Origin of the sequence: Streptomyces sp. ADMS, from assembly GCF_033441795.1 — a bacterium.
Taxonomy (GTDB): domain Bacteria; phylum Actinomycetota; class Actinomycetes; order Streptomycetales; family Streptomycetaceae; genus Streptomyces.
Genome location: NZ_JAVFVX010000021.1, coordinates 1 through 21,023, shown reverse-complemented (window position 1 = coordinate 21,023; position 21,023 = coordinate 1). Strand labels below are relative to the sequence as shown.

General features: G+C 70.2%; 15 protein-coding genes. 4 read left to right on the top strand and 11 right to left on the bottom strand.

Annotation, left to right across the window (positions count from 1 at the left end):
* Positions 1 to 127: 127 nt before the first annotated feature.
* From RB628_RS12185 to RB628_RS12145, 9 genes are all read right to left on the bottom strand, one after another.
* The gene (locus RB628_RS12185) at positions 128 to 2,161 is read right to left on the bottom strand and encodes a hypothetical protein (protein ID WP_318320378.1); all 2,034 of its coding nucleotides are present in this window, start codon (positions 2,159 to 2,161) and stop codon (positions 128 to 130) included.
* A 134-nt stretch (positions 2,162 to 2,295) separates the two neighbouring features.
* Positions 2,296 to 3,798 carry a bifunctional cytidylyltransferase/SDR family oxidoreductase gene (locus RB628_RS12180; protein WP_318320377.1) on the bottom strand — a complete coding sequence of 501 codons (1,503 nt, stop codon included), beginning with the start codon at positions 3,796 to 3,798 and terminating at the stop codon, positions 2,296 to 2,298.
* A 226-nt stretch (positions 3,799 to 4,024) separates the two neighbouring features.
* Complete coding sequence (locus tag RB628_RS12175; protein WP_318320376.1) at positions 4,025 to 5,575, bottom strand: alkaline phosphatase D family protein; 1,551 nt, start codon at positions 5,573 to 5,575, stop codon at positions 4,025 to 4,027.
* Between the two features lie 303 nt (positions 5,576 to 5,878).
* Positions 5,879 to 7,315, bottom strand: coding sequence for a GTPase ObgE (obgE, locus tag RB628_RS12170; protein ID WP_318320375.1), 1,437 nt, complete (start codon positions 7,313 to 7,315; stop codon positions 5,879 to 5,881).
* 105 nt (positions 7,316 to 7,420) lie between these two features.
* Positions 7,421 to 7,675 (bottom strand): 50S ribosomal protein L27, encoded by a 255-nt coding sequence (gene rpmA / locus RB628_RS12165; protein ID WP_006374707.1) that lies wholly within the window; start codon positions 7,673 to 7,675, stop codon positions 7,421 to 7,423.
* A 14-nt stretch (positions 7,676 to 7,689) separates the two neighbouring features.
* Complete coding sequence (gene rplU, locus RB628_RS12160; RefSeq protein WP_006374708.1) at positions 7,690 to 8,010, bottom strand: 50S ribosomal protein L21; 321 nt, start codon at positions 8,008 to 8,010, stop codon at positions 7,690 to 7,692.
* Positions 8,011 to 8,292: 282 nt separating this feature from the next.
* Entirely contained in the window at positions 8,293 to 12,144 is a 3,852-nt protein-coding gene (locus RB628_RS12155; RefSeq protein ID WP_318320374.1) for an Rne/Rng family ribonuclease, read from the bottom strand.
* Between the two features lie 263 nt (positions 12,145 to 12,407).
* Entirely contained in the window at positions 12,408 to 13,199 is a 792-nt protein-coding gene (locus RB628_RS12150) for a TIGR03936 family radical SAM-associated protein (protein ID WP_318320373.1), read from the bottom strand.
* A gap of 48 nt (positions 13,200 to 13,247) precedes the next feature.
* A complete protein-coding gene (locus tag RB628_RS12145) occupies positions 13,248 to 14,372 on the bottom strand; it encodes a hypothetical protein (protein WP_318320437.1) in 1,125 nt (374 codons plus the stop codon).
* Between the two features lie 112 nt (positions 14,373 to 14,484).
* Between RB628_RS12145 and RB628_RS12140 the strand changes: the two genes are divergently transcribed.
* Complete coding sequence (locus RB628_RS12140) at positions 14,485 to 15,852, top strand: serine hydrolase domain-containing protein (protein ID WP_318320371.1); 1,368 nt, start codon at positions 14,485 to 14,487, stop codon at positions 15,850 to 15,852.
* A 40-nt stretch (positions 15,853 to 15,892) separates the two neighbouring features.
* A complete protein-coding gene (locus tag RB628_RS12135) occupies positions 15,893 to 16,678 on the top strand; it encodes a methyltransferase domain-containing protein (RefSeq protein ID WP_318320370.1) in 786 nt (261 codons plus the stop codon).
* On the opposite strand, the gene RB628_RS12130 is transcribed toward RB628_RS12135, so the two are convergent.
* On the bottom strand, positions 16,633 to 16,791 hold the full coding sequence (locus RB628_RS12130; protein WP_318320369.1) for a hypothetical protein: 159 nt from the start codon (positions 16,789 to 16,791) through the stop codon (positions 16,633 to 16,635). The two genes, RB628_RS12135 and RB628_RS12130, sit on opposite strands and share 46 nt — an antisense overlap.
* A 231-nt stretch (positions 16,792 to 17,022) precedes the next feature.
* Here RB628_RS12130 and RB628_RS12125 point away from each other — a divergent pair, with 231 nt between their 5' ends.
* Entirely contained in the window at positions 17,023 to 17,808 is a 786-nt protein-coding gene (locus tag RB628_RS12125) for a hypothetical protein (protein WP_318320368.1), read from the top strand.
* Positions 17,809 to 17,949: 141 nt separating this feature from the next.
* Positions 17,950 to 18,663 carry an AAA family ATPase gene (locus RB628_RS12120; protein ID WP_318320367.1) on the top strand — a complete coding sequence of 238 codons (714 nt, stop codon included), beginning with the start codon at positions 17,950 to 17,952 and terminating at the stop codon, positions 18,661 to 18,663.
* 271 nt (positions 18,664 to 18,934) lie between these two features.
* On the opposite strand, the gene RB628_RS12115 is transcribed toward RB628_RS12120, so the two are convergent.
* Positions 18,935 to 20,887, bottom strand: a complete 1,953-nt coding sequence (locus RB628_RS12115; RefSeq protein ID WP_318320366.1) for a TIGR03960 family B12-binding radical SAM protein — start codon at positions 20,885 to 20,887, stop codon at positions 18,935 to 18,937.
* Between the last annotated feature and the right edge of the window lie 136 nt (positions 20,888 to 21,023).

Below are 21,023 nucleotides of genomic sequence, written 5' to 3'. Positions count from 1 at the left end.
GACATCGTCCGCTCGTAGACGGACGGCGGCGTGACCAGCACGTCCGAGGCCCGACCGGATATGCGTGAGAGGCCCGTCCCGAGGAGTGATCCTCCAGACGGGCCCCGCAACCGCAGCCCCCGGAGCCTCAGGTCCGCGCGGCCGTCGCCTGCCGCTTCTGGCCCGCGTTGCGCGCCTCGGCCTTCACCGCGAGGTCGGCCGTCGCGGTGTTGAACTGCTCGATGGAGAGCGGCTCGTCGGGCCCGAGCAGGTACCGCTTCAGCTCCGCGCGCTCACCGGCCAGCGGATCGGCTGCCGGATCGCGCACCGCGTCCAGCAACCGCCCCAGCTCCTGGGCGCTGTTGGTGAGGATCACGGCGGCGCGGACAGCGGTGTTCTGCCGCTTGAACTCCTCCGCACCCAGCTCCGCCGAGTCCGTCACGGCGTACGGCTTGCCGCTGGCGATGAAGTCGGAGACCACGCTGGAGATGTCGGACACCATCGCGTCGGACACGTTGAAGCAGTCGTACAGCCGCGGTTCGGCGCCCGTGACGACCCGGTGCTCCCCGGCGGCGAAGGAACGCCAGTACGCGTCGTTCCACTCGGCGCGCAGCTTCGCGATCTCCTCGTGCCGCTCCACGTCGACGATCCCGTCCCGGGTCGCCTCCGCCTCGTCGCCCTTCTCACCGCCGGGCCCGGCCAGTTCGGCGAGCCGTGCCTCGATGCGTCCGAGGTCGGTCCTGGCGCGCGTCTGTTCGCCCAGGTCGCCCAGGAAGCGCGGGTCGGCGGCCCGCTCGACCGCGGCCTTCTCGACCAGCGCGGTGATCCGCTCGTGGGCGGCCCTGGCCTCGTCGCTGCGGGTGCCGGTGAAGGGGTGCGGCTTGTACAGCACACGGACGGGCGGGTCGGCCGCCACCAGTTCGCGCACGATGTTCTCGCCGGCCAGCAGGAGGGAGGTGTTGCCGGGGTCGTCGTCCCAGCCCTCCCAGGTGGGGGCGTAGAGAACCGTCGGGATACGTCCGTCCGGCGCGCCCAGCGGCCCGCGGATGGGCGCCAGTTGGGGCCGTCCCACCTCGACGATGTCCTCGTCCCGGACACCGACGTCGGCGATCGCGTACCGGTCGCGCCCGGCCCGTCCGGCGACCCACACCTCGTCGTAGGCCTTGCTGAACGGGTTCACGCTGGCGATCTTGTCGCTGTCGCCGTGCCCGATGAAGACGTGCTTCATGGTCGGCACGCGCAGCAGGTGGATGTTCTTGCCGACGTTCGCCGCGTAGAGCGCGACCCGGACCGTGCGCAGGTCCAGGTTCATCAGATGGATGCCGCCGGGCACACAGATGACGGGCACGGTCGTGGGCGCGAGGTTGTGCAGGGTGACGCGCTCACGAAGGACGATCAGCGGCCGGGTCTCCAACTGCTCCATCGTCTCAAGCCACATGTTGAGCTGGTACGCCGAGTCCTTGGAGCCGGAGAAGTACAGCACCGTCTGCGGCCGGTACTCACGCAGCCACGCGTCCGTCGCGGCCAGCACCGTCTCCGCGTCCGGCGGGATGCGGCGACCCCGGACGTAGGGCGCGAGGGCGACCACGTACAGGAACGCCAGTCCGAGGGTGGCGCCGACGCCGACCATGCCGTACACCGTCGAGCCCGTTTGGACGGTGATCAGGATGCCGGTCAGCGCGGCCAGGTCGAGGTGGAGCATCTTCTCGGTGGAGCGTTCCAGCAGGAAGCGCGGCGGGGCGTCCGGGATGGGGATGCGTGAGGCCAGGTCGACGTTGCGGGTGGCGACCGGCATCCGGCGGCGGTTGTGGATCAGCGTGATCAGGGCGCCGTGCGGGGCCTGGAAGCCGTAGAAGGCGATGAAGCAGGCGATCGCCGCGTAGAAGATCATGCTCCTGGAGAGGTCCGCGCGCGCCAGCAGCAACAGCACCAGCAGCTCTCGTACCAGGAACCGGATGGAGACACCCGCCCGCACCTTGCCGAGGCGGTTGATCAGATAGCTGCCCCGGTGGTGCAGATAGCGGTCCGCCAGGTAGGTCACTGCGGCGGCGGCGGCGAAGGCGGGCACGCTCGGGAGGAGCGCGGCCAGCATGAGACAGGGGAAGCCCAGCATCATGAGGACCGCCGCGGCCAGCTCGGCCGGGCTGCCCACCCGGGCGACGCGAATAGCAGTGGAAATCAAGGAGAACCTGTATCTGGGAAAGTACCTGGGAAACAATCTGGGGTTATGGGAACTATCTGGGAGTCTGTCCGGTGGTTTTCCGGTGGGTTTTGCGGATTTCGCGTGGGCTCAAAGTCGAAATTCGTCGTCACGCTTCACGCCAGGCCGTCGTCCTGACGGTCCAGGACACTGGCGAGTGCCTGTTCGAAACCGGAGGCCCGGCCGGCCGCGGCCGTCGGGTCCTGCTGGCGGACGTCGATGACATGCCCGGTCAGCTCGGACAGCAGCACGTCCAGCGAGGTACGGGCCACCGCCCCGGAGGACAGCAGCGAACCCGCGGGCTCCTGGCCGAAGGCCTTCGTACGCATCGGCGTGGCCGTGCGCTCCGGGTTGATGCAGTTGACGCGGACGCCGTCGCCGGCCCATTCGTCCGACAGAGCCTGGGTGAGGTTCACCATCGCGGCCTTGGTGGAGGAGTAGAGGCTGTACTCGGCCCGGCCGCGCGTGTAACTGCTGGAGGTGTAGAGCAGCAGCTGGCCCTTGGTCTTGGCGAGGTACTTGTACGCCGACCGCGCGATCTGCACGGGGGCCAGGTAGTTGACCTTCAGCGCTTCCTCGATGGTCGCGTTGTCGGTCTCGGCGAGCTTGCCGATGCGCAGTACGCCGGCCGTGTTGACGACGTAGTCGATGCGCCCGGTCCCTGAGTACGCCTTGGACAGCGCTTCGTCGACCTCCTCCGGGTTCTCGACGTGCGTGCCGGTGGTCGACCGCCCGAGGGCGTACACCTTGGCGCCGTACCCCTCGGCCAGCTCGGCGATGTCCTTGCCGATGCCGTAGGACCCGCCGAAGACGACGAGGGTTCGTCCGGTCAGCAGCTCACGGTAGGTGTCCTCGCTCATCTGCTGGGGCGTGGCGGCGGAGGCGAGCTGGAAGAGCTTGTCGGCGATGAAGACGTCGACGGGCTGGGTGACCTTCATGTTGTACTCGTCGCCCGCGACGACATGGATCGGCACGTCCGGCAGATACCTGAGTACGACCGAACAGTCGTCCGTGGCCTGGAAGTTGGGGTCACCGGCCGCGACCTCGTAGGCCCGCCGGATGGTCGACAGTTTGAACGCCTGGGGCGTCTGACCGCGCCGCAGCCGTGAGCGGTCGGGAATCTCGGTGATGAACTCACCGTCGTCGCCGTGCGTCCGCGTGACGATGATCGTATCGGCGGAGGGGATGGCGACGTCGACGGCCTGATACCGCTCAAGGGCGGTCACGCAGTCGTCGATGACCCGCTGGGACAGCAACGGCCGTACGGCGTCATGGAACAGGACGTTGCGGTCCTCGCCCTCGGCCAGCCCCTCCCCCAGTGCTTCGATGGCGCGCTCGGTGGTGTCGTTGCGCGTGGCGCCGCCCTCGATGATGCGGGTGACCTTCTTGAAACCGGCCTTGGCGACGATCTTCTCGATGTCCGTCACATAGCCGGGCGCCATCAGCACGATGACGTCGTCGATCGAATCCGCCTGCTCGAAGGTGTGCAGGGTGTGCTCGATGACCGCCTTTCCCGCGATCTTCAGCAGCTGCTTCGGAATCGACAGGCCCACCCGCTGGCCGGTGCCGCCGGCGAGGACGACGGCGGTGGTGCGGGGCTTGGCTTTGTGCTGGGACACGGGCGACCTACCTCGGGGCAACAGAGAACCGTGAAATCGTCCCACCTGCGGTTACCGCAGTGCAAGGTGAGCGCCCCGCGTCGCATATGTGCGCGCAACCTGTCATTCACCTTGCACCCGAGGTCAAAGAAGGGGCGGCCCGAGCACACCGGAAGAGAGCCGAGGCCGTGGGCCGGAATTGCTGTGAGTAACGGCACAGAAGTCACGGCACGGAATTGCAGGAGATTCAGACCTGCCGTACTCCCGGTTTCCCGGACTCGACGTGGAGCTTGGCGAGGGTTCGGGAGGCGGAGGCGGGCTTGGTGACGGTGTCCGCGATCCGGACCTGGGCGTCGATACCGGCGCGCCGGATGTCGAAGAGGTGGTAGCCCCGGTGGTTGTCGATGACCTTCCAGTGCGGGTTGTCGCCCATGCGAGGGTCCCACTCCTTGTGGAAGGCGACGGGATCCTGGTCCCCGTTGCTGGATATGGACGTACCGACGAACTCGGAACCGACGACCGCCGAACCGGGGTCGGCGAAGTCCCGCTTGAGGTCGCTGATCATGGTGAGGTGACGGTCGCCGCTGAGGACGACGGGGTTACGGACGTTCGCGAACTCGGCGAGCAGGGCGTTGCGTTCGGCCTGGTAGCCGTCCCACGCGTCGTAGTACCAGAGCTTGCCCTCGCCGACCTTGAGGTCGGTCTCGGCCATCATGATCTGCGAGGCGATGAGGTTCCAGCGAGCCTGCGACCCGCGAAGCCCCTTCAGCAGCCACCGCCGCTGCGCGGCGCCGAGCATGGTCATCGCCGGGTCCTGGGCACCGGCCTGGGTGGTGGCCTGGTCGCTGCGGTACTGCCGGGTGTCGAGCACGTTGAGCCGCACGAGCCGCCCGAAGTCGAGCCGCCGGTGCATACGGATGTGCGGACCGCTGGGAACGGCCGCGGCGCGCACGGGCATGTGCTCGTAGTAGGCCTGGTAGCCGGCCGTGAGCCGGGCGGCGAACGCCTCGGGCGTCTGCTTGGCGGGGTCCTGCGGAACGTCCCCGGCGAAGTCGTTGTCGATCTCGTGGTCGTCGAAGGTGACGACGAAGGGCGCGGCCGCGTGCATCGCCTTGAGGTGCGGGTCGCTGCGGTACTGGGCGTACCGGTTGCGGTACTGGACGAGGCTGTACGGCTCACCGGTGCCCTCGTGCCTGCGTACGCCGGTGGTCGCGGGCGTGGACTCGTAGATGTAGTCGCCGACGAAGACGACGAGGTCGGGGTCCTGGGCGAGCATGTCGGCGTACGGAGTGAAGTAGCCGTGCTGCCAGTTCTGGCAGGAGGCGAGCGCGAGCCGCAGATGGTCGCCGGAGACGAGGGGCCGGGGAGCGGTACGGGTACGTCCCACCGGGGAGAGCTGCCCACTGGTCCGGAACCGGTACCAGTAGTGCCGGTCGGGGCTCAGCCCCCGTACATCGGCGTGAACGCTGTGCCCGTGCTCGGGCCGGGCCCAGGCGTACCCACGCCGGACCTTCCGCCGGAACCGCGAATCCTCGGCGATCTGCCACTCGACGACCACGGTCCGGTCGGGCATCCCGCCACCGTCGAGCGGATCGGGAGCGAGCCGGGTCCACAGCACGACGCCGTCGGGCAGCGGGTCCCCGGAGGCGACCCCGAGGCTGAACACCCCGCTGGGCAAGGGGGTTTGCGCGGCCCGGGCGGTCCCCGCGAGCAGCAGCTGTCCGGACGCGGCGGCTCCGACGGCGCCGGCACCGGCGGTCAGAAACCTGCGTCTGCCGGGCGAAACGACACCACTCATCGGCGAACTCCGTTGCCTGGGAGGCCTCTTGGACCTACGGAAGCTCCCACGGCAGCCGTACGGGCAGGCAGACAGAAGGAAACCCCTGATGAAAGATCAGGGGAGATCAGAAGACTTCCTTCCCACCCACCCCGGCGCATCTTCAGCCCGTCTGGGGGCGGCCCCTCCGGACGAGTTCGAGGACAGGGCCCGTTCAGGGCCGGAGCAGGGGTCCGGGGACGGCAGCCCCCAGGTACAGGATGAACGGGTAGGGGCGGCGGGGGCGAGAAAACCCACCCTCACCACCCCTGCCCGCACCGCCCCCTAGAACGGCTCGAAGTCGTCGAACTCCTGCTGCGCCTCGTCCCGCTCCGCCTGCCGGTCCCGCCGTCGCTGCGCGGCAGGCCGCGGCTCCTCCAGCCGGTGGTCCTCCCCGCGCCGCCCCAGCATCTCCGCCCCCGCCATGACCGTGGGCTCCCAGTCGAACACCACGGCGTTGTCCTCGGGACCGATGGCCACGCCGTCCCCCGCCCGGGCCCCCGCCTTCATCAACTTGTCCTCGACACCCAGCCGGTTGAGCCGGTCGGCGAGATAACCGACCGCCTCGTCGTTGTTGAAGTCGGTCTGCCGTACCCAGCGTTCGGGCTTCTCGCCCCGCACCCGGAAGAGGCCGTCCTCCTCCTGGACGACGGTGAAGCCGGCGTCGTCGACGGCCTTCGGCCGGATGACGATCCGGGTCGCCTCCTCCTTGGGCTTGGCGGCCCGTGCCTGCCCGACCATGTCGGCGAGCGCGAACGACAGCTCCTTCAGCCCGATATGGGCGACGGCGGACACCTCGTACACCCGGTACCCGCGAGCCTCCAGCTCGGGCCGCACCATCTCGGCGAGATCCAGACCGTCGGGCACGTCGACCTTGTTCAGGACCACGATCCGCGGCCGGTCCCCCAGCCCCCCGTACTGCTTCAGCTCCTCCTCGATCATGTCGAGGTCGGAGACGGGGTCACGCTCGGACTCCAGCGTCGCCGTGTCCAGCACATGCACGAGCACACTGCACCGCTCCACGTGGCGCAGGAACTCCAGCCCGAGGCCCTTGCCCTGGCTGGCACCGGGAATGAGCCCGGGCACGTCGGCGATGGTGTAAACAGTCGCGCCCGCGGTCACCACACCCAGGTTGGGCACAAGCGTCGTGAACGGATAGTCGGCGATCTTCGGCTTGGCCGCACTCAGCACCGAGATCAGCGACGACTTACCGGCACTCGGATACCCCACCAGCGCCACGTCGGCGACCGTCTTCAGTTCCAGGACGATGTCCTGCAGCCCCCCGGGCACCCCGAGCAGCGCGAACCCGGGCGCCTTGCGCCGGGCCGAGGACAGCGCGGCGTTGCCGAGCCCACCGCGCCCGCCCTCCGCGGCGACGTACGAGGTCCCGTGCCCGACCATGTCGGCGAGCACGTTGCCCTCCTTGTCGAGAACAACCGTCCCGTCCGGCACCGGCAGAACCAGGTCCTGCCCGTCCTTGCCCGACCGGTTGCCGCCCTCGCCGGGCTTGCCGCTGGTGGCCTTGCGGTGCGGGGAGTGGTGGTAGTCGAGCAGCGTGGTGACGGACTGGTCGACGGTGAGGATCACGTCACCGCCGTGCCCGCCGTTGCCGCCGTCGGGCCCGCCCAGCGGCTTGAACTTCTCACGGTGGACGGAGGCACAGCCGTGACCTCCGCTACCCGCGGCGACATGCAGCTCGACGCGGTCCACGAAGGTGGTCATGGGATGTGCCTCCAGTTACGTACGAAAACTCTGTTTAGGGAAAACACGCGAAAGGCGGACCCGCTTCCCGAACGGGAAGTGAGGTCCGCCTCGCGAAAGAACCGATCAGGCGACCGGAACGATGTTCACGACCTTGCGCCCACGGTGGGTACCGAACTCCACCGCACCGGCGGCCAGCGCGAACAGCGTGTCGTCCTTGCCACGGCCGACGCTCGCGCCGGGGTGGAAGTGGGTGCCACGCTGGCGGACCAGGATCTCACCGGCGTTGACGACCTGACCGCCGAAGCGCTTCACGCCGAGCCGCTGAGCATTGGAGTCGCGACCGTTCCGGGTGGACGATGCGCCCTTCTTGTGTGCCATCTCTCCTCAGTCCCTTACTTCGCAGCCGCGGGGATCTCAGTGACCTTGATCGCCGTGTACTGCTGGCGGTGGCCCTGACGACGGCGGTAGCCGGTCTTGTTCTTGTAGCGAAGGATGTCGATCTTGACGCCCTTGTGGTGGTCCACGATCTCGGCCTGGACCTTGATGCCGGCCAGGACCCACGGGTCACTGGTCACAGCGTCGCCGTCGACAACGAGCAGGGTCGAGAGCTCGACCGTGTCGCCAACCTTGGCAGTGGAAATCTTGTCAACTTCAACGATGTCGCCGACAGCAACCTTGTGCTGGCGACCACCGCTGCGCACGATGGCGTACACGCGGATCTCACTCTCTCGCTCGGGACCGGCACCCCCGCAGTCCAGCCGCCCGGCAAAAAGCGAGTGGCCTCTCCCGCCGCACCGAAATGCCCGGTGCTCAGGAGGATGAGGTTTACGGGGATGTGGCGCGTCATGGAAAAAACTATGGACACGCCGACGCTCAAGATTACGGGCCCGACCTGAACGGGTCAAACCGAGCCCCGCGCCCCCTGCCGACAACGACGGCGGCCCGCCCGGAAACCCGGGCGGACCGCCGCACCACCGCACAGACGACCGAGGGGATCAGCCCTCCGTGGTCGTTCCCGCCGAGACCGACTCCTGCGCCGGCTCCTCGGCCGCAGCCGCCGTCTTCTTCGACGCCGTCTTCTTCGTCGTGGCCTTCTTGGCGGCCGTGGTCGTCTTCTTGGTGGCCGTCTTCTTGACCGCCGCCGTCTTCTTCGTGGCGGCCTTCTTGGCCGTGGTCGCCTTCTTGGCGGCGGTCTTGCGCGCCGTCTTCCTGGCGGGAACCGCGTCCTCGGCCTCGGCCGCGTCACCAGGCGCCGACGACTCCACAGCAGCCGGGGCCGCCGCGGTCCCGGCAGCCTCGGTGACCGCCGGGACGACCATGACGGCCGCCTCCTCGGACGAGGTGGGCGCCGTGGCCTTGCGCACGGCACGTCGCCGCGGCCGGGCCGGAGCCGCACTCTCGGCCGCCTCGACCGGAGCCGGAGCGGGAGCCGCCACAGGCTCCGCAACCGCCTCGGCGACGACCGTCACCACGGTCTCGGCCACAGCCTCGTCGGCCGCCTTCGGCGAACCGGCCGGGGCCGACACCTTGCGGGTGGCCCGGCGACGCGTACGCCCCTTGGGAGCCGCGTCGTCCTGCACCGCGACCTGCGTCTCGGCGACGGGCGCCTCGACGACCGGGTCCTCGACAGCCACGGGCTCGGCCTGAGCCACGACCTCCGGCACCGCGACCGGCACGGTGTCCGGAACCACCGAAGCCTCGGCGGCAACGAACTCGGCCGTACGGGCATCAGCGCGACGCCCCTCGGCCCCACGCGACTCCGCCCGCGGCGCACCCGCCGGAGCCGAAGCCCGCCTGCTGGCGCGCCGCCTCGAACGGCCACCGCGGCCCGCCGCGGCCTCTGCCTCGGCGGCGCTGCTGTACAGCTCCTCGTCCGGCTCGAAGACGGGCGCCGACAGGGCGACGGGCGCCGCGACCTCGGCGGCGAGCTCGTCCACCGTCTCCTCGACGTCCTCCGCCGCTTCCTCGGCGCCGTCCACGATCACGTCGTGTTCGTGGGTCTCGTGGGCGTGCTCGTGCTCGGCACCGCCACGACCGCGCTTCTTGCGCTTGCCGCCACCTCCACTGGAGGTCGGCTGCTCCATGTGCACGATGACACCGCGGCCGTTGCAGTGGACGCAGGTCTCGGAGAAGGACTCCAGGAGGCCCTGCCCGACGCGCTTACGGGTCATCTGGACGAGGCCCAGCGAGGTGACCTCGGCCACCTGGTGCTTCGTACGGTCGCGGCCCAGGCACTCCAGCAGGCGCCGCAGCACCAGATCCCTGTTCGACTCCAGGACCATGTCGATGAAGTCGATGACGACGATGCCGCCCAGGTCGCGCAGCCGCAGCTGGCGCACGATCTCCTCGGCCGCCTCCAGGTTGTTCCTGGTGACCGTCTCCTCCAGGTTGCCGCCCTGGCCGGTGAACTTGCCGGTGTTGACGTCGACGACGATCATCGCCTCGGTCTTGTCGATCACCAGCGAGCCGCCGCTGGGCAGCCACACCTTGCGGTCGAGCGCCTTGGCGAGCTGCTCGTCGATGCGGTACGTCGCGAAGACGTCGACCTCGGAGGTCCACTTCGTCAGCCGGTCGACCAGGTCCGGGGCCACGTGGGACACGTACCCGTGGATGGTCTGCCAGGCCTCGTCGCCGCTGACGATGACCTTGGTGAAGTCCTCGTTGAAGATGTCGCGCACGACGCGGACGGTCATGTCCGGCTCGCCGTACAGCAGAGACGGCGCGTTCGAGCTGCCGCCGTTCTTCGACTTCTTCTGGATGTCCTCCCACTGCCCCTGGAGCCGCTCGACGTCACGGCGCAGCTCGTCCTCGCTGGCGCCCTCGGCGGCGGTGCGCACGATGACGCCCGCGTCCTCGGGGACGATCTTCTTGAGGATGGTCTTCAGACGTGCGCGCTCGGTGTCGGGCAGCTTGCGGCTGATGCCGGTCATCGACCCCTCGGGGACGTAGACCAGGTAGCGGCCCGGGAGCGAGACCTGACTGGTGAGCCGCGCACCCTTGTGCCCCATCGGGTCCTTCGTGACCTGCACGAGCACCGGCTGCCCGGACTTCAGCGCGCTCTCGATGCGCCGCGGACCGTTGGCCATCCCCAGTGCCTCGAAGTTGACCTCACCGGCGTACAGGACGGCGTTGCGCCCCTTGCCGATGTCGATGAACGCGGCCTCCATGGAGGGCAGCACGTTCTGGACCTTGCCCAGGTAGACGTTGCCGACGTACGACGTCGACTGCTCCTTGTTGACGTAGTGCTCGACGAGCACGTTGTCCTCAAGGACACCGATCTGGGTGCGGTCGCCGTACTGGCGTACGACCATCACTCGTTCCACGGCCTCACGGCGGGCCAGGAACTCGGCCTCGGTGATGATCGGAACGCGTCGGCGCCCCTGCTCACGGCCTTCCCGGCGGCGCTGCTTCTTGGCCTCCAGGCGCGTCGAGCCCTTGATGGACTGCACCTCGTCGCTCGGGTGCTCGTCCCTCTTGGCGCGCGGCTCGCGGACCTTGACGACCGTGCGCTCGGGGTCGCTGTCACCCAGCACGGGCTCGCTCTCCCCGGAGGAGTCACCGGCCCGGCGCCGACGACGGCGACGGCGACGGCTGCTGGCGGAACCGGAACCGCCCGGCTCGTCGCGCTCGTCCTCCTCGGCGTCCTCGTCCACCTGGTCGGCGGTGTCCGCAGCGTCCTCGTCGGCCCGCGCGGCCTGCTCGCCCGCGTAGTCGTCGTCACCGGACTCGTCCGAGTCTGCGGACTCACCGCGGCGCCTGCGACGGCCACCGCGGCGGCGGCGCCGGCGCGAACCGGGGCCCTCCTCGCCGTCGTCGTCCGTGTCGACAGCGTCGTCGGCGGACTCGTAGGCGTCCTCGACGCTCTCCGTCTCCGCCGGCTCCTCGACCACGACGGGCGCGGCGGCCACGGGCTCCTCGTCGCCACCCCGGCGACGGCGCCGACGGCGCGGCGCGTGCTCCTCCACGACGGTCTCGGCGACGGGAGCGGCCTCGACGACCTCTTCCTCGGCCTCGATCTCCTCGACGTCGTCGGCCGCCTCGGCGGCAGCCGCGGCGGCGGCCCGCTCGGCCGTCTGGAACATCGGCTCGGTGAAGACGGGCGCCTGGAACACGGCGACCGCGGGGCGCGCGGGACGCCGGCCACCCTCACCGTTCTCGACGGCGGGCGCGGGTGCGGAGAACCCGACAGCGGCCTTACGGGCGACCCGACGACGCCCACGGCGCGGCGCGGCGTCCTCGGCGACGGCGGTCTCGGGCTGGGCTTCCACCTCGGCCTCGGCCTCCGCGACGGCGGCGGGCGCCTCTGCTGCGGGCGCCTCCGGAGCCACGGTCTCGGCCTCGACCTCGGCAGCGGGCGTGGAGACCCGGCGGGTGGCCCGACGACGGGTACGCGGAGCAGGCGCGGCCTCCTCCACGGCGGCGGGCGCCTCGACGGCAGCGCTCTCCTCGCCGCTCCTGTCGCCCTTGTCGCCGCTCTCCTCGGCAGTCGGGGCGGATACGGCGGGCGCGGCCGGTTCATCGGCCGTCTTCACGGGCGCACCGGCGGGCGCGGACGCGCGCCGTGTGGCCCGACGACGCGTACGAGGCGCGGGCGCGGCCTCGTCCTCCGCGTTCCGGCCGTTCTCCTCGGCCTTGCCGGCAGTGTCGGCCCTGTCTGACTGGACGGCCTCTGCGGCCGGAATGGCCGGCGCCGTGGTCTCGGCCGCAGCGGCGGCTTCGGCCCCGGCGACAGGCGGTCCCGCGGGGCGGGACGCTGCGCGGCGCCTGCGGCGCGGCGGCAGGTTGTCGCTGGGGGTGTCGTGTGCGGAACCCTCAGTGGGCTCCGAAGCTTCGGTCGGTTCGAGCATGCGGGCGGTTCTCCCGTCAGGCTCCCGGGCGCCGCACCTGGTCCGGCTTGGGTGCCGGTGACGTCCGCGGCTCGCGCAGTGCGCGGTGCCGCCGTCCGGGGCGCGGGCGCCGCACGGGAGCTCTCTGTGTCCTGTCTCGCCGGTTCCGTACGCCATGTTGCGTACGGCCTGGCGAAAGTCTTGTGGTCGGTGCGCTGCCCGACCCAGGTGGCTCCCGAGTACGAGGGCGACGCTACGACGTTCGTCCCTTCGCGGGACCTTCCTTACGCCGGTGCCTGCGACGCGGCGGCAGTCGGAGTGGCCATGGAGAGGGCCACCGCTGCCTCGCGGTCGGGCGCGAGCGGGTCGGTCACCGTGCCGGTCTCTTCATCGAACAGCCCCTGCGCCAGCCTGGTCACCGCTGCCGGGACCGGCGGCGCCAGGTCGGCCACGGCGCGGAGACCGGACAGGACGTCGTCGGGTCGAACGGCAGGCGTCACGTGCCGAACAACCAGCCGCAGTATCGCACAGGGCTGGTCCGTCGGCCTATCAGCACGTGGACCGTGCGTCTCAACACCTGTCTCAACGCCTGCCTCAAGGCCCGCCACCGCGCCCCGGGCATCGAAGGTTCGCATGCCGTTCTTGGCGAGGCGCTGGACCTCGACCGTCTCGGCGGCGTTGAAGGTGTCGACGGCGCGGCGCGCGTCCTCGGGCGCCACACCCTCCAGTCGCAGCTCCCATACGGAAGCCGTGAGCCGGTCGGCGAGCCCGGAGGTCCGGGCCTCGACCGCGTCGACGATGTCGAGCCCGGTGGGCAGCGACTCGTCGAGCAGCTCACGCAGCTTGTCGGGATCGCGCGCTTCGGTGAGCGCGATCTCCAGGTACTCCGCCTCACTGCCCGTGCCGGTGGGTGCGGCATTGGCGTACGACACCTTCGGATGCGGCGTGAACCCCGCCGAGTAGGCCATCGGCACCTCGGCACGGCGCAGCGCACGCTCGAAAGCGCGCTGGAAGTCACGGTGGCTGGTGAACCGGAGGCGGCCACGCTTGGTGTAGCGCAGTCGGATGCGCTGCACCGCGGGTGCGGGCGGCGGGCCTTCGGGCTGTCGCTTGCCCAGTGTCGCTCAGTCCTTCGTGAGTGCGGTCGTACTACTACCAAGAGTACGTCCGTCGGCGCCTCCTGGTTCCCGCCGGTCCACAGCGACCTCCTCCTTCGGCTCCCCGAAGAGCATCCGCCGGAAGTCGGCCCGCGCCTGCCGTGCCGAGTCGCGTGCGGCGGCCAGCACCTGCCGGGTGACGCGGCCCACACTGCGCGCGGCCTCGGCGGCGGGCCGCAGAACGGCGTCCCGTACGACATGCCCGACAGGGGTCAGCACCGTCCGGTACACCCAGCGCACGGGCTCCACGAAGATCCACCGAAGGAGGGTCCCGAGGAACCGGCCGACGGCGAGCGAGATGTGCCCGGCGATGCGCCAGGCGTGCCCGAGCGCGGCCCCGACCTCCCGCCCGACAACGGCGAGGGCGCGTCCGAGAGGCGTCAGGACCCAGCGCCACAGCGCGATCGCGGGCAGGACGAGAAGCAGACGCAGCACCCAGTAGAGAACGAACCCGATCCCGGTGATCACCATGCTGAGGAGCAACCCGACCCCCCGGGCACACCAGGCGACCGCTTTCCCGACCGGCGTGAGGATCCATTCGTACAGCCATTGCGCGGGTACGACGATCAGGTACCGCACGAGCCACGCGGCCACGGCGTACGCCCCGAGCCCCAGGCCTGTCGCGCCCGCCCCGAGCCCCCTGAGCACCCACAGCACCGCGTGCCCCACAGGTGTGAGCACGCGTGCGTAGACCCACCCGAGCCCGGCGCCGATCCCCCGGAACACCCAGGCGATTCCGTGCCCGAGAGGCGTCAGCACATACCGGAAGAGCCACACCAGCGGAACGACGACCAGGGCGTTCCCCAGCCGGCCGAGCACCTTGCCCAGAGGCACGACCACGTACCGCCACAACCCGACGAACGGCCAGACGAGCACGGCCCGCGCGACCCAGGCCAGCGCCCGTCCGAGGGGACGCAGCACCGCGTCCGTGAGGAGGCGCCCGCCGGCGACGAGCCCGTCCCACACCATCCGCACCGGCACGACCAGCACGAGCACGACGATCCGCACAGGGATGCGAATCGCAACGACGAGACACCCTTCGGACTGCCGCTCGGGCTGCCGTGCCTCGGCGGTCGGTTTCTCCAGATCCATACCGACGTAGACGCGCCAACCCCCCGTACGGATGCGGCGCATCCGAAAAGTGATCAGGACGAGGGACACGGGCCGTGAATCCACGACTTCGGCCGGCTGCCAGAATGCGCGGATGCCGAACGCACTGGACGGGCTGAACGGGCTGGCTGAGTACTGCACTTCGACCCTGGACGAGCACAACTGTCCCTCGGTCTCGGTGGCCGTCGTCGAACACGGCGAAGTGGTCCTGGCCGAGGCACACGGCCTCGCGGACGTCACCGCGCTCCGCCCGGCCACCCCCGAAACGGCCTACGCCCTGGCCTCGATCGCCAAGCCCATGACGGCAACGGCGATCTGCGTGGCGGCCGACCAGGGCCTGCTGGACCTGGACGCACCCGTACCCGTGCCGGGTGACCCTGACTGGCCGGCCCCGACCGTCCGCCAGCTCCTCCAGCACCGAGGCGGCTTCGGCGCCCACTACGACTTCCACTACGCCGACGGCCCCGGGGACGGCGTCCGCATCGACGCGACCCCGTACGCGTTCCTTCACCGCCCCCCGGGCACCGCCTTCGAGTACGCCAACCTCGGCTACCGCGCCCTGGGCCACCTGCTGGAAGCGGCGACCGGCCAAGGGCTCGCGGACTTCGTACGGGAGCGCGTGTTCGAGCCCCTGGGCCTCACCGCCCTCCACCTGGGCCCCGCCCACCCCGGCCCGGCACCCCGGGCGACGCGCTGCACGAGCGACGGCCGCCCCTATCCGCCGTACTGCGACACCAGCCACCCCGGCGCGACCCTGGGCTGGGCCCCCGCCGCCCAACTGGCGCTCTTCGCCCAGTCGTACGACCGTCTGCTGAAACCGGAGACAGCAGCGGCCGTCCGTGCGGCGAGCCCGGTCAACCCGAGCCTCGGATACGGGCTCGGCTGGTGCCTGTCGCGCGGCGCCGGTCCCCTCGTGCAGAGCCATGGCGGCGGGATGGGCGGGGTGGCGGCGATCGTCGTGACCGTGCCCGAGCAGCACCTGTCGGTGTCGGTACTGACCAACAGCACCGACAAGGCAGCCCGCGACCGGATCACCCACCACGTCCTCGACACGCTCGTCCCCGGCTTCTCCCCCGAGTCGATCTCGCCCTTCACGGACGACCCGGTGCGCCCCCCGAACCTCCCGGCAGCCGACTGGCGCGGCTCGATCAGCACCCCCGAGGGGGACATCCCGATGTCACTGACCCTTACCCCGGAGGACAACCGGGCCCGCCTGCACCTCAACGGTGAGAGCGCAGACGCCCGGACGAGCGCATCGCAGGCCTGGGCCCTCCAGGCGACCTTTCCCCTGCAACTCCCCACGGCGGACGCCCGGATCAACAGCCCGGCCCTGTCGCTCCACCTCCGCCACGACCACGGCGGCCACAGCCTCAGCGGTGTGGCGCGGGCCCACAAGTCCGGTGACACGGAAGGCCTGTTGGGCAACCTCCTCACCCATACCTGCCAACTGCGTCTCTGCTGAACCCACTTGGCGCCCGCCACACAGCTGCTTGACTGATGCCATGGCGAAGACTCTCGGTGTGCCGAGGCCCGACCAGGCGTCCTACATGCTGCGCGCCGCGTCCGAGGACGCCGGCCGGGCGTACAAGCGCCAGCTGCTCGACCTGCTGGACCTCCGCCCGGGCCACACCGTCCTGGACGTGGGCTGCGGGCCGGGCACCGACCTCCCGGCCCTCGCGGAACGGGTCGGCCCGACCGGTCGGGTGATCGGCGTGGACCAGGACCCGGCGATGCTGGCGACGGCCCGCGAACTCACCGCCGCCGTAAGCACGGTGAGCACGGTGGAGATCCGGGAGACGGACGCGCACGCCCTGCCTGTCACACCCGGAACAGTGGACCGCGCCAGGATCGACCGGGTTCTGATGCATGTGCGTTCCCCCGCGGAGGTGCTGGCCCAGCTCCACGCGGCCACCCGCCCCGGCGCCCTCGTCGGTCTGGTGGAACCCGACTGGGACACCCTGGTGGTGGACGCGGAGGACCTGGAGACGAGCCGCGCGTTCACCCGCTACACCACCGAGAAGGTGGTCCGCCATGCCACCGTCGGCCGCCGCCTCGCCCGTCTGGCGGTCCGGGCGGGCTTCCGCGTCGAGACGACGACCGCCACCACCCCCGTATTCACCGACTTCGAGCACGGCGACCACACCCTGGGCCTCGGCCGCAACATGCAACAGGCCATCATCGACGGGCATATCGACAGGAAGCGGGGCGAGGCCTGGTTCGCCGGCCTCGCCCACGAACCCTTCTACGCCTCGTTCACCCTCGTCACGGTGGTCTGCTCCCGCCCATGACGACCGCCGGACGGCCCGGGCAGCACCGCCGCCCGCCGCTCGTACAGGGCGATCGCCTCCTGGACGTGTCCCGGGTCGCGTTCGGTGTTGGCGAGGAGGGGCCGCTGTTTCACGGCGTCAATGCGGCATGGGCCGGACGCGTCCCTGTTCGTACACGCGGAAGGCGTCGCGCGGGAGTAACCCATCCGAATGCACAAATTAGTCTTATACGTTGATAAACGCACGCCTTGCCGCTCATATCACCGCTCCACGCGTCACACGCGGGTATAGCTCGCACTCGGGTTCGGGGCATCACCCGGCCCGGTCGAGGCAAGCCAAGACAAGTCGACGCAAGGAGCACATCGATGAGTCCTGAGTACAGGACGCGTTCGCTTCTCGGGCCGCTGGCGCGGGACAGGTTCAGGAAGGCCGGGCTGGTGACCTCGCTCGCCCTGATCCTGGCCGCGAGTGTGGTCAGTCCGGCGGCGGCCGCGGCGCGCAGTGTGGGCGACCACACCACGGGAGCGAGCCACTACAGCGCCGGCGGCAAGGACAAGTGCAAGACCAACGGGTCGAAGCACCGCGCCGACTCGTCCACCGCGGGCGGCAAGGACAAGTGCCAGGGCCCGACAGGCCCGAAGGGCCCGAAAGGTCCGACCGGCCCCAAGGGTCCGACCGGCGCCACCGGTCCGACGGGCCCCACCGGCCCCACCGGCCCCATGGGCAACACCGGCGCGACGGGCGCACCGGGCCCCTGCTCCGACATCGACGCCTACCACCCCCAGGGCAACGTCGAGTACCGTGCCGCACTGTCGGTCGACGGCCGCTTCTACGCGGGCATCCGTGACCTTACGGGCAACACCGCCAACCCGATGCTGTGGACGGACCTCAGCAACCACGACGGATACCCCGGGGGCGACGCGGCGGGCCTGCCCTGCGGCGCTTCCGTCAGCGAGCACGACGCGTCAGGGGGTATCCAGTTCGGCCTCATCACCACCACGGGCCGGGTCTACGAGATCACCTGCGCGTTCGACAGCAACGGCCCCAACCCGGCGATCCTGCAGTGCGGCACCAACGCCGGCAACCCCTGGGTCGAGATGAACAGGCGCCCGGCCCCCAACCAGACCAACGGCGGAACCGTGGTCGCCTGACGGGCACACGCGAAGGGGCGTCCGGCGGGTCCCGCGCCGGACGCCCCTTCGCCACCGGAGCCCGGGCAACAACGAGCGCGAGGTACCGACCCCGGCTACACGGCGCACGTACGCTTGACGAGCCCAGGCGACACTGGTTGCGTGATTATCGAACGCGCGTATGCCCATCTCTCCTCGTACGACGAGGAGACCTGGCCTTGGTCGGTGCCCTGCGTCCGACAGCTGCTCGACGAAGGGCTGCGGTTCACCGCACCGGTGACCTTTCTGGTCGGTGAGAACGGCTCGGGGAAGTCGACCCTGGTCGAGGCGTTGGCAGAGGGGTTCGGACTGGACTCCTACGGCGGCTCCCACGACTGGCGCTACGCTTCCCCGCGCGGCAAGTCGGCCCTCGGCGAGCGTATGAAATTCGACGCCGCCTCGGGGCGCGGGCGCCGTATGGTCACCAGCTGGTCAGCCCGCAAGGGCTTCTTCCTGCGTGCCGAGACCGCGCTGGACGCCCTGGACAGGGAGGGGTTCTCGCCGGGCCATGTCAGCCATGGTGAGGGCTTTCTCGCGGCGTTCCGCGGGAAGTTCCTTCACGCCGGGCTCTATGTTCTCGACGAGCCGGAGGCAGCGCTCTCCTTCTCTTCGTGCCTCGAGCTGATCGGGCACATCGACCGGTTGGCCAAGGAGGGCGGCCAGGTCATCTGTGCCACGCACTCCCCGTTGCTGACCGCGCTGCCGGGCGCGGACATCGTCGAGGTCGGTGAGCACGGCATGCGGAGGGTCGCCTGGCGGGAGCTCGGCGTCGTGGATCACTGGCGCCGCTATCTCGCCGACCCGCACACCTATCTGCGGCACATCTTCGAACCGTAGGCGGGTCCCCCTTCTCGGCGTTTGCCAAGGCGTGCTGACTTGCCAGCTGTGCTGCGCCGTCACATGCGGGAGGGTCTTCCCCCGAGCCCGATCTCTCAGAGTGCACAGCCGAAGAGCCCCGGCAGCGACAGCGGCGTCCTCGGCCCCTCCCGCACAGCCCCCTGCCGCTCACTCCGAGCCCCGAGCGCCCCTCAGGACAGCAGCAGCCTCTTCCTCGCCGGCGCCGCCGCCGCCCAGAGCCTCCACGATGCGCCGCAGCGCCTCACTCACGTCAGTGCACGTGTCCGCTGGTCGCAGCGTCCTTCTTGACCGTCAGCGGCAGCAACTTCTTGCCCGTGGGACCGATTTGAATGGCCGTGTCCAGGGCAGGACACACCCCGCAGTCAAAACAGGGCGTCCACCGGCAGTCCTCCACCTCTGTCTCGTCGAGGGAGTCCTGCCAGTCCTCCCAAAGCCAGTCCTTGTCGAGGCCCGAGTCCAGGTGGTCCCACGGAAGGACCTCCTCGTACGTACGCTCGCGCGTCGTGTACCAGTCGACGTCGACACCGAAGTCGGGCAGCGTCTTCTCCGCGCAGGCCATCCAGCGGTCGTACGAGAAGTGCTCGCGCCAGCCGTCGAAGCGGCCGCCGTCCTCGTACACCGCGCGGATCACCGCGCCGATACGCCGGTCGCCGCGCGACAGCAGGCCCTCGACGATGCCGGGCTTGCCGTCGTGGTAGCGGAAGCCGATCGAGCGGCCGTACTTCTTGTCGCCGCGGATCTTGTCCCGGAGCTTCGTCAGGCGCGCGTCCGTCTCCTCGGCGGAGAGCTGCGGTGCCCACTGGAACGGGGTGTGCGGCTTGGGCACGAAGCCGCCGATCGAGACCGTGCAGCGGATGTCGTTCTGGCCGGAGGCCCTGCGGCCCTCGGCGATCACGTTCATGGCCATGTCGGCGATCTGGAGGACGTCCTCGTCGGTCTCCGTCGGCAGACCGCACATGAAGTACAGCTTCACCTGGCGCCAGCCGTTGCCGTACGCCGTGGAGACGGTCCGGATGAGGTCCTCCTCGGACACCATCTTGTTGATGACCTTGCGCATGCGCTCGCTGCCGCCCTCGGGCGCGAACGTCAGGCCGGACCTGCGGCCGTTCCTGGTCAGCTCGTTGGCGAGGTCCACGTTGAAGGCGTCCACGCGGGTCGACGGGAGCGACAGTCCGACCTTGTCCTCCGTGTAGCGGTCCGCGAGCCCCTTCGCGATGTCCCCGATCTCCGAGTGGTCCGCCGAGGACAGGGAGAGGAGGCCCACCTCCTCGAAGCCCGTCGCCTTCAGGCCCTTCTCCACCATCTCGCCGATGCCCGTGATCGACCGCTCCCGCACGGGGCGCGTGATCATGCCGGCCTGGCAGAAGCGGCAGCCGCGCGTGCAGCCGCGGAAGATCTCGACCGACATGCGCTCGTGGACGGTCTCCGCGAGCGGGACCAGCGGCTGCTTGGGGTAGGGCCACTCGTCGAGGTCCATGACCGTGTGCTTGGACACCCGCCACGGGACACCCGACTTGTTGGGGACGACGCGGGCGATCCGGCCGTCCGCCAGGTACTCCACGTCGTAGAACGCCGGAACGTACACGGACCCCGTCTTCGCCAGGCGGAACAGGACCTCCTCGCGACCGCCCGGCCGGCCCTCCGCCTTCCAGGCGCGGATGATCTCCGTCATGTCGAGGACGGCCTGCTCGCCGTCGCCGATGATCGCCGCGTCGATGAAGTCCGCGACCGGCTCGGGGTTGAAGGCGGCGTGGCCGCCGGCCAGCACGATCGGGTCGTCCAGGCCACGGTCCCTGGACTCCAGCGGGATACCCGCCAGGTCCAGCGCCGTCAGCATGTTCGTGTAGCCCAGCTCCGTGGAGAAGGACAGCCCGAACACGTCGAAGGCCTTCACGGGCCGGTGACCGTCCACGGTGAACTGCGGGACGCCGTGCTCCCGCATCAGCGCCTCAAGGTCCGGCCAGACGCTGTACGTACGCTCGGCGAGGACGCCCGCGCGCTCGTTCAGCACCTCGTACAGGATCATCACGCCCTGGTTGGGCAGCCCGACCTCGTACGCGTCCGGGTACATGAGCGCCCAGCGGACGTCGCAGTCCTCCCAGGGCTTGACCGTGGAGTTGAGCTCGCCGCCCACGTACTGGATCGGCTTCTGCACATGCGGCAGCAGGGCTTCGAGCTGCGGGAAAACCGACTCGGCAGACATCGCGGCGTTACCTTCGTGAGCTGACGGGGGATGACCACCAAGCGTAACCCGCCCGGAGAGCTCCCCCGCCCGCGTGGAAACCGACTCTGCTGCGCAATTCGCTGGACCCGCAGGAACAGCCGCCCGGAGCACCGGG

Bases quoted from the DNA above. Each gene is read 5' to 3' on its own strand.
- RB628_RS12175 (WP_318320376.1), bottom strand. From the start codon at position 5,575: ATGAGTGGTGTCGTTTCGCCCGGCAGACGCAGGTTTCTGACCGCCGGT.
- obgE (WP_318320375.1), bottom strand. From the start codon at position 7,315: ATGACCACCTTCGTGGACCGCGTCGAGCTGCATGTCGCCGCGGGTAGC.
- rpmA (WP_006374707.1), bottom strand. From the start codon at position 7,675: ATGGCACACAAGAAGGGCGCATCGTCCACCCGGAACGGTCGCGACTCC.
- RB628_RS12155 (WP_318320374.1), bottom strand. From the start codon at position 12,144: ATGCTCGAACCGACCGAAGCTTCGGAGCCCACTGAGGGTTCCGCACAC.
- RB628_RS12145 (WP_318320437.1), bottom strand. From the start codon at position 14,372: ATGGATCTGGAGAAACCGACCGCCGAGGCACGGCAGCCCGAGCGGCAG.
- RB628_RS12140 (WP_318320371.1), top strand. From the start codon at position 14,485: ATGCCGAACGCACTGGACGGGCTGAACGGGCTGGCTGAGTACTGCACT.
- RB628_RS12135 (WP_318320370.1), top strand. From the start codon at position 15,893: ATGGCGAAGACTCTCGGTGTGCCGAGGCCCGACCAGGCGTCCTACATG.
- RB628_RS12125 (WP_318320368.1), top strand. From the start codon at position 17,023: ATGAGTCCTGAGTACAGGACGCGTTCGCTTCTCGGGCCGCTGGCGCGG.
- RB628_RS12115 (WP_318320366.1), bottom strand. From the start codon at position 20,887: ATGTCTGCCGAGTCGGTTTTCCCGCAGCTCGAAGCCCTGCTGCCGCAT.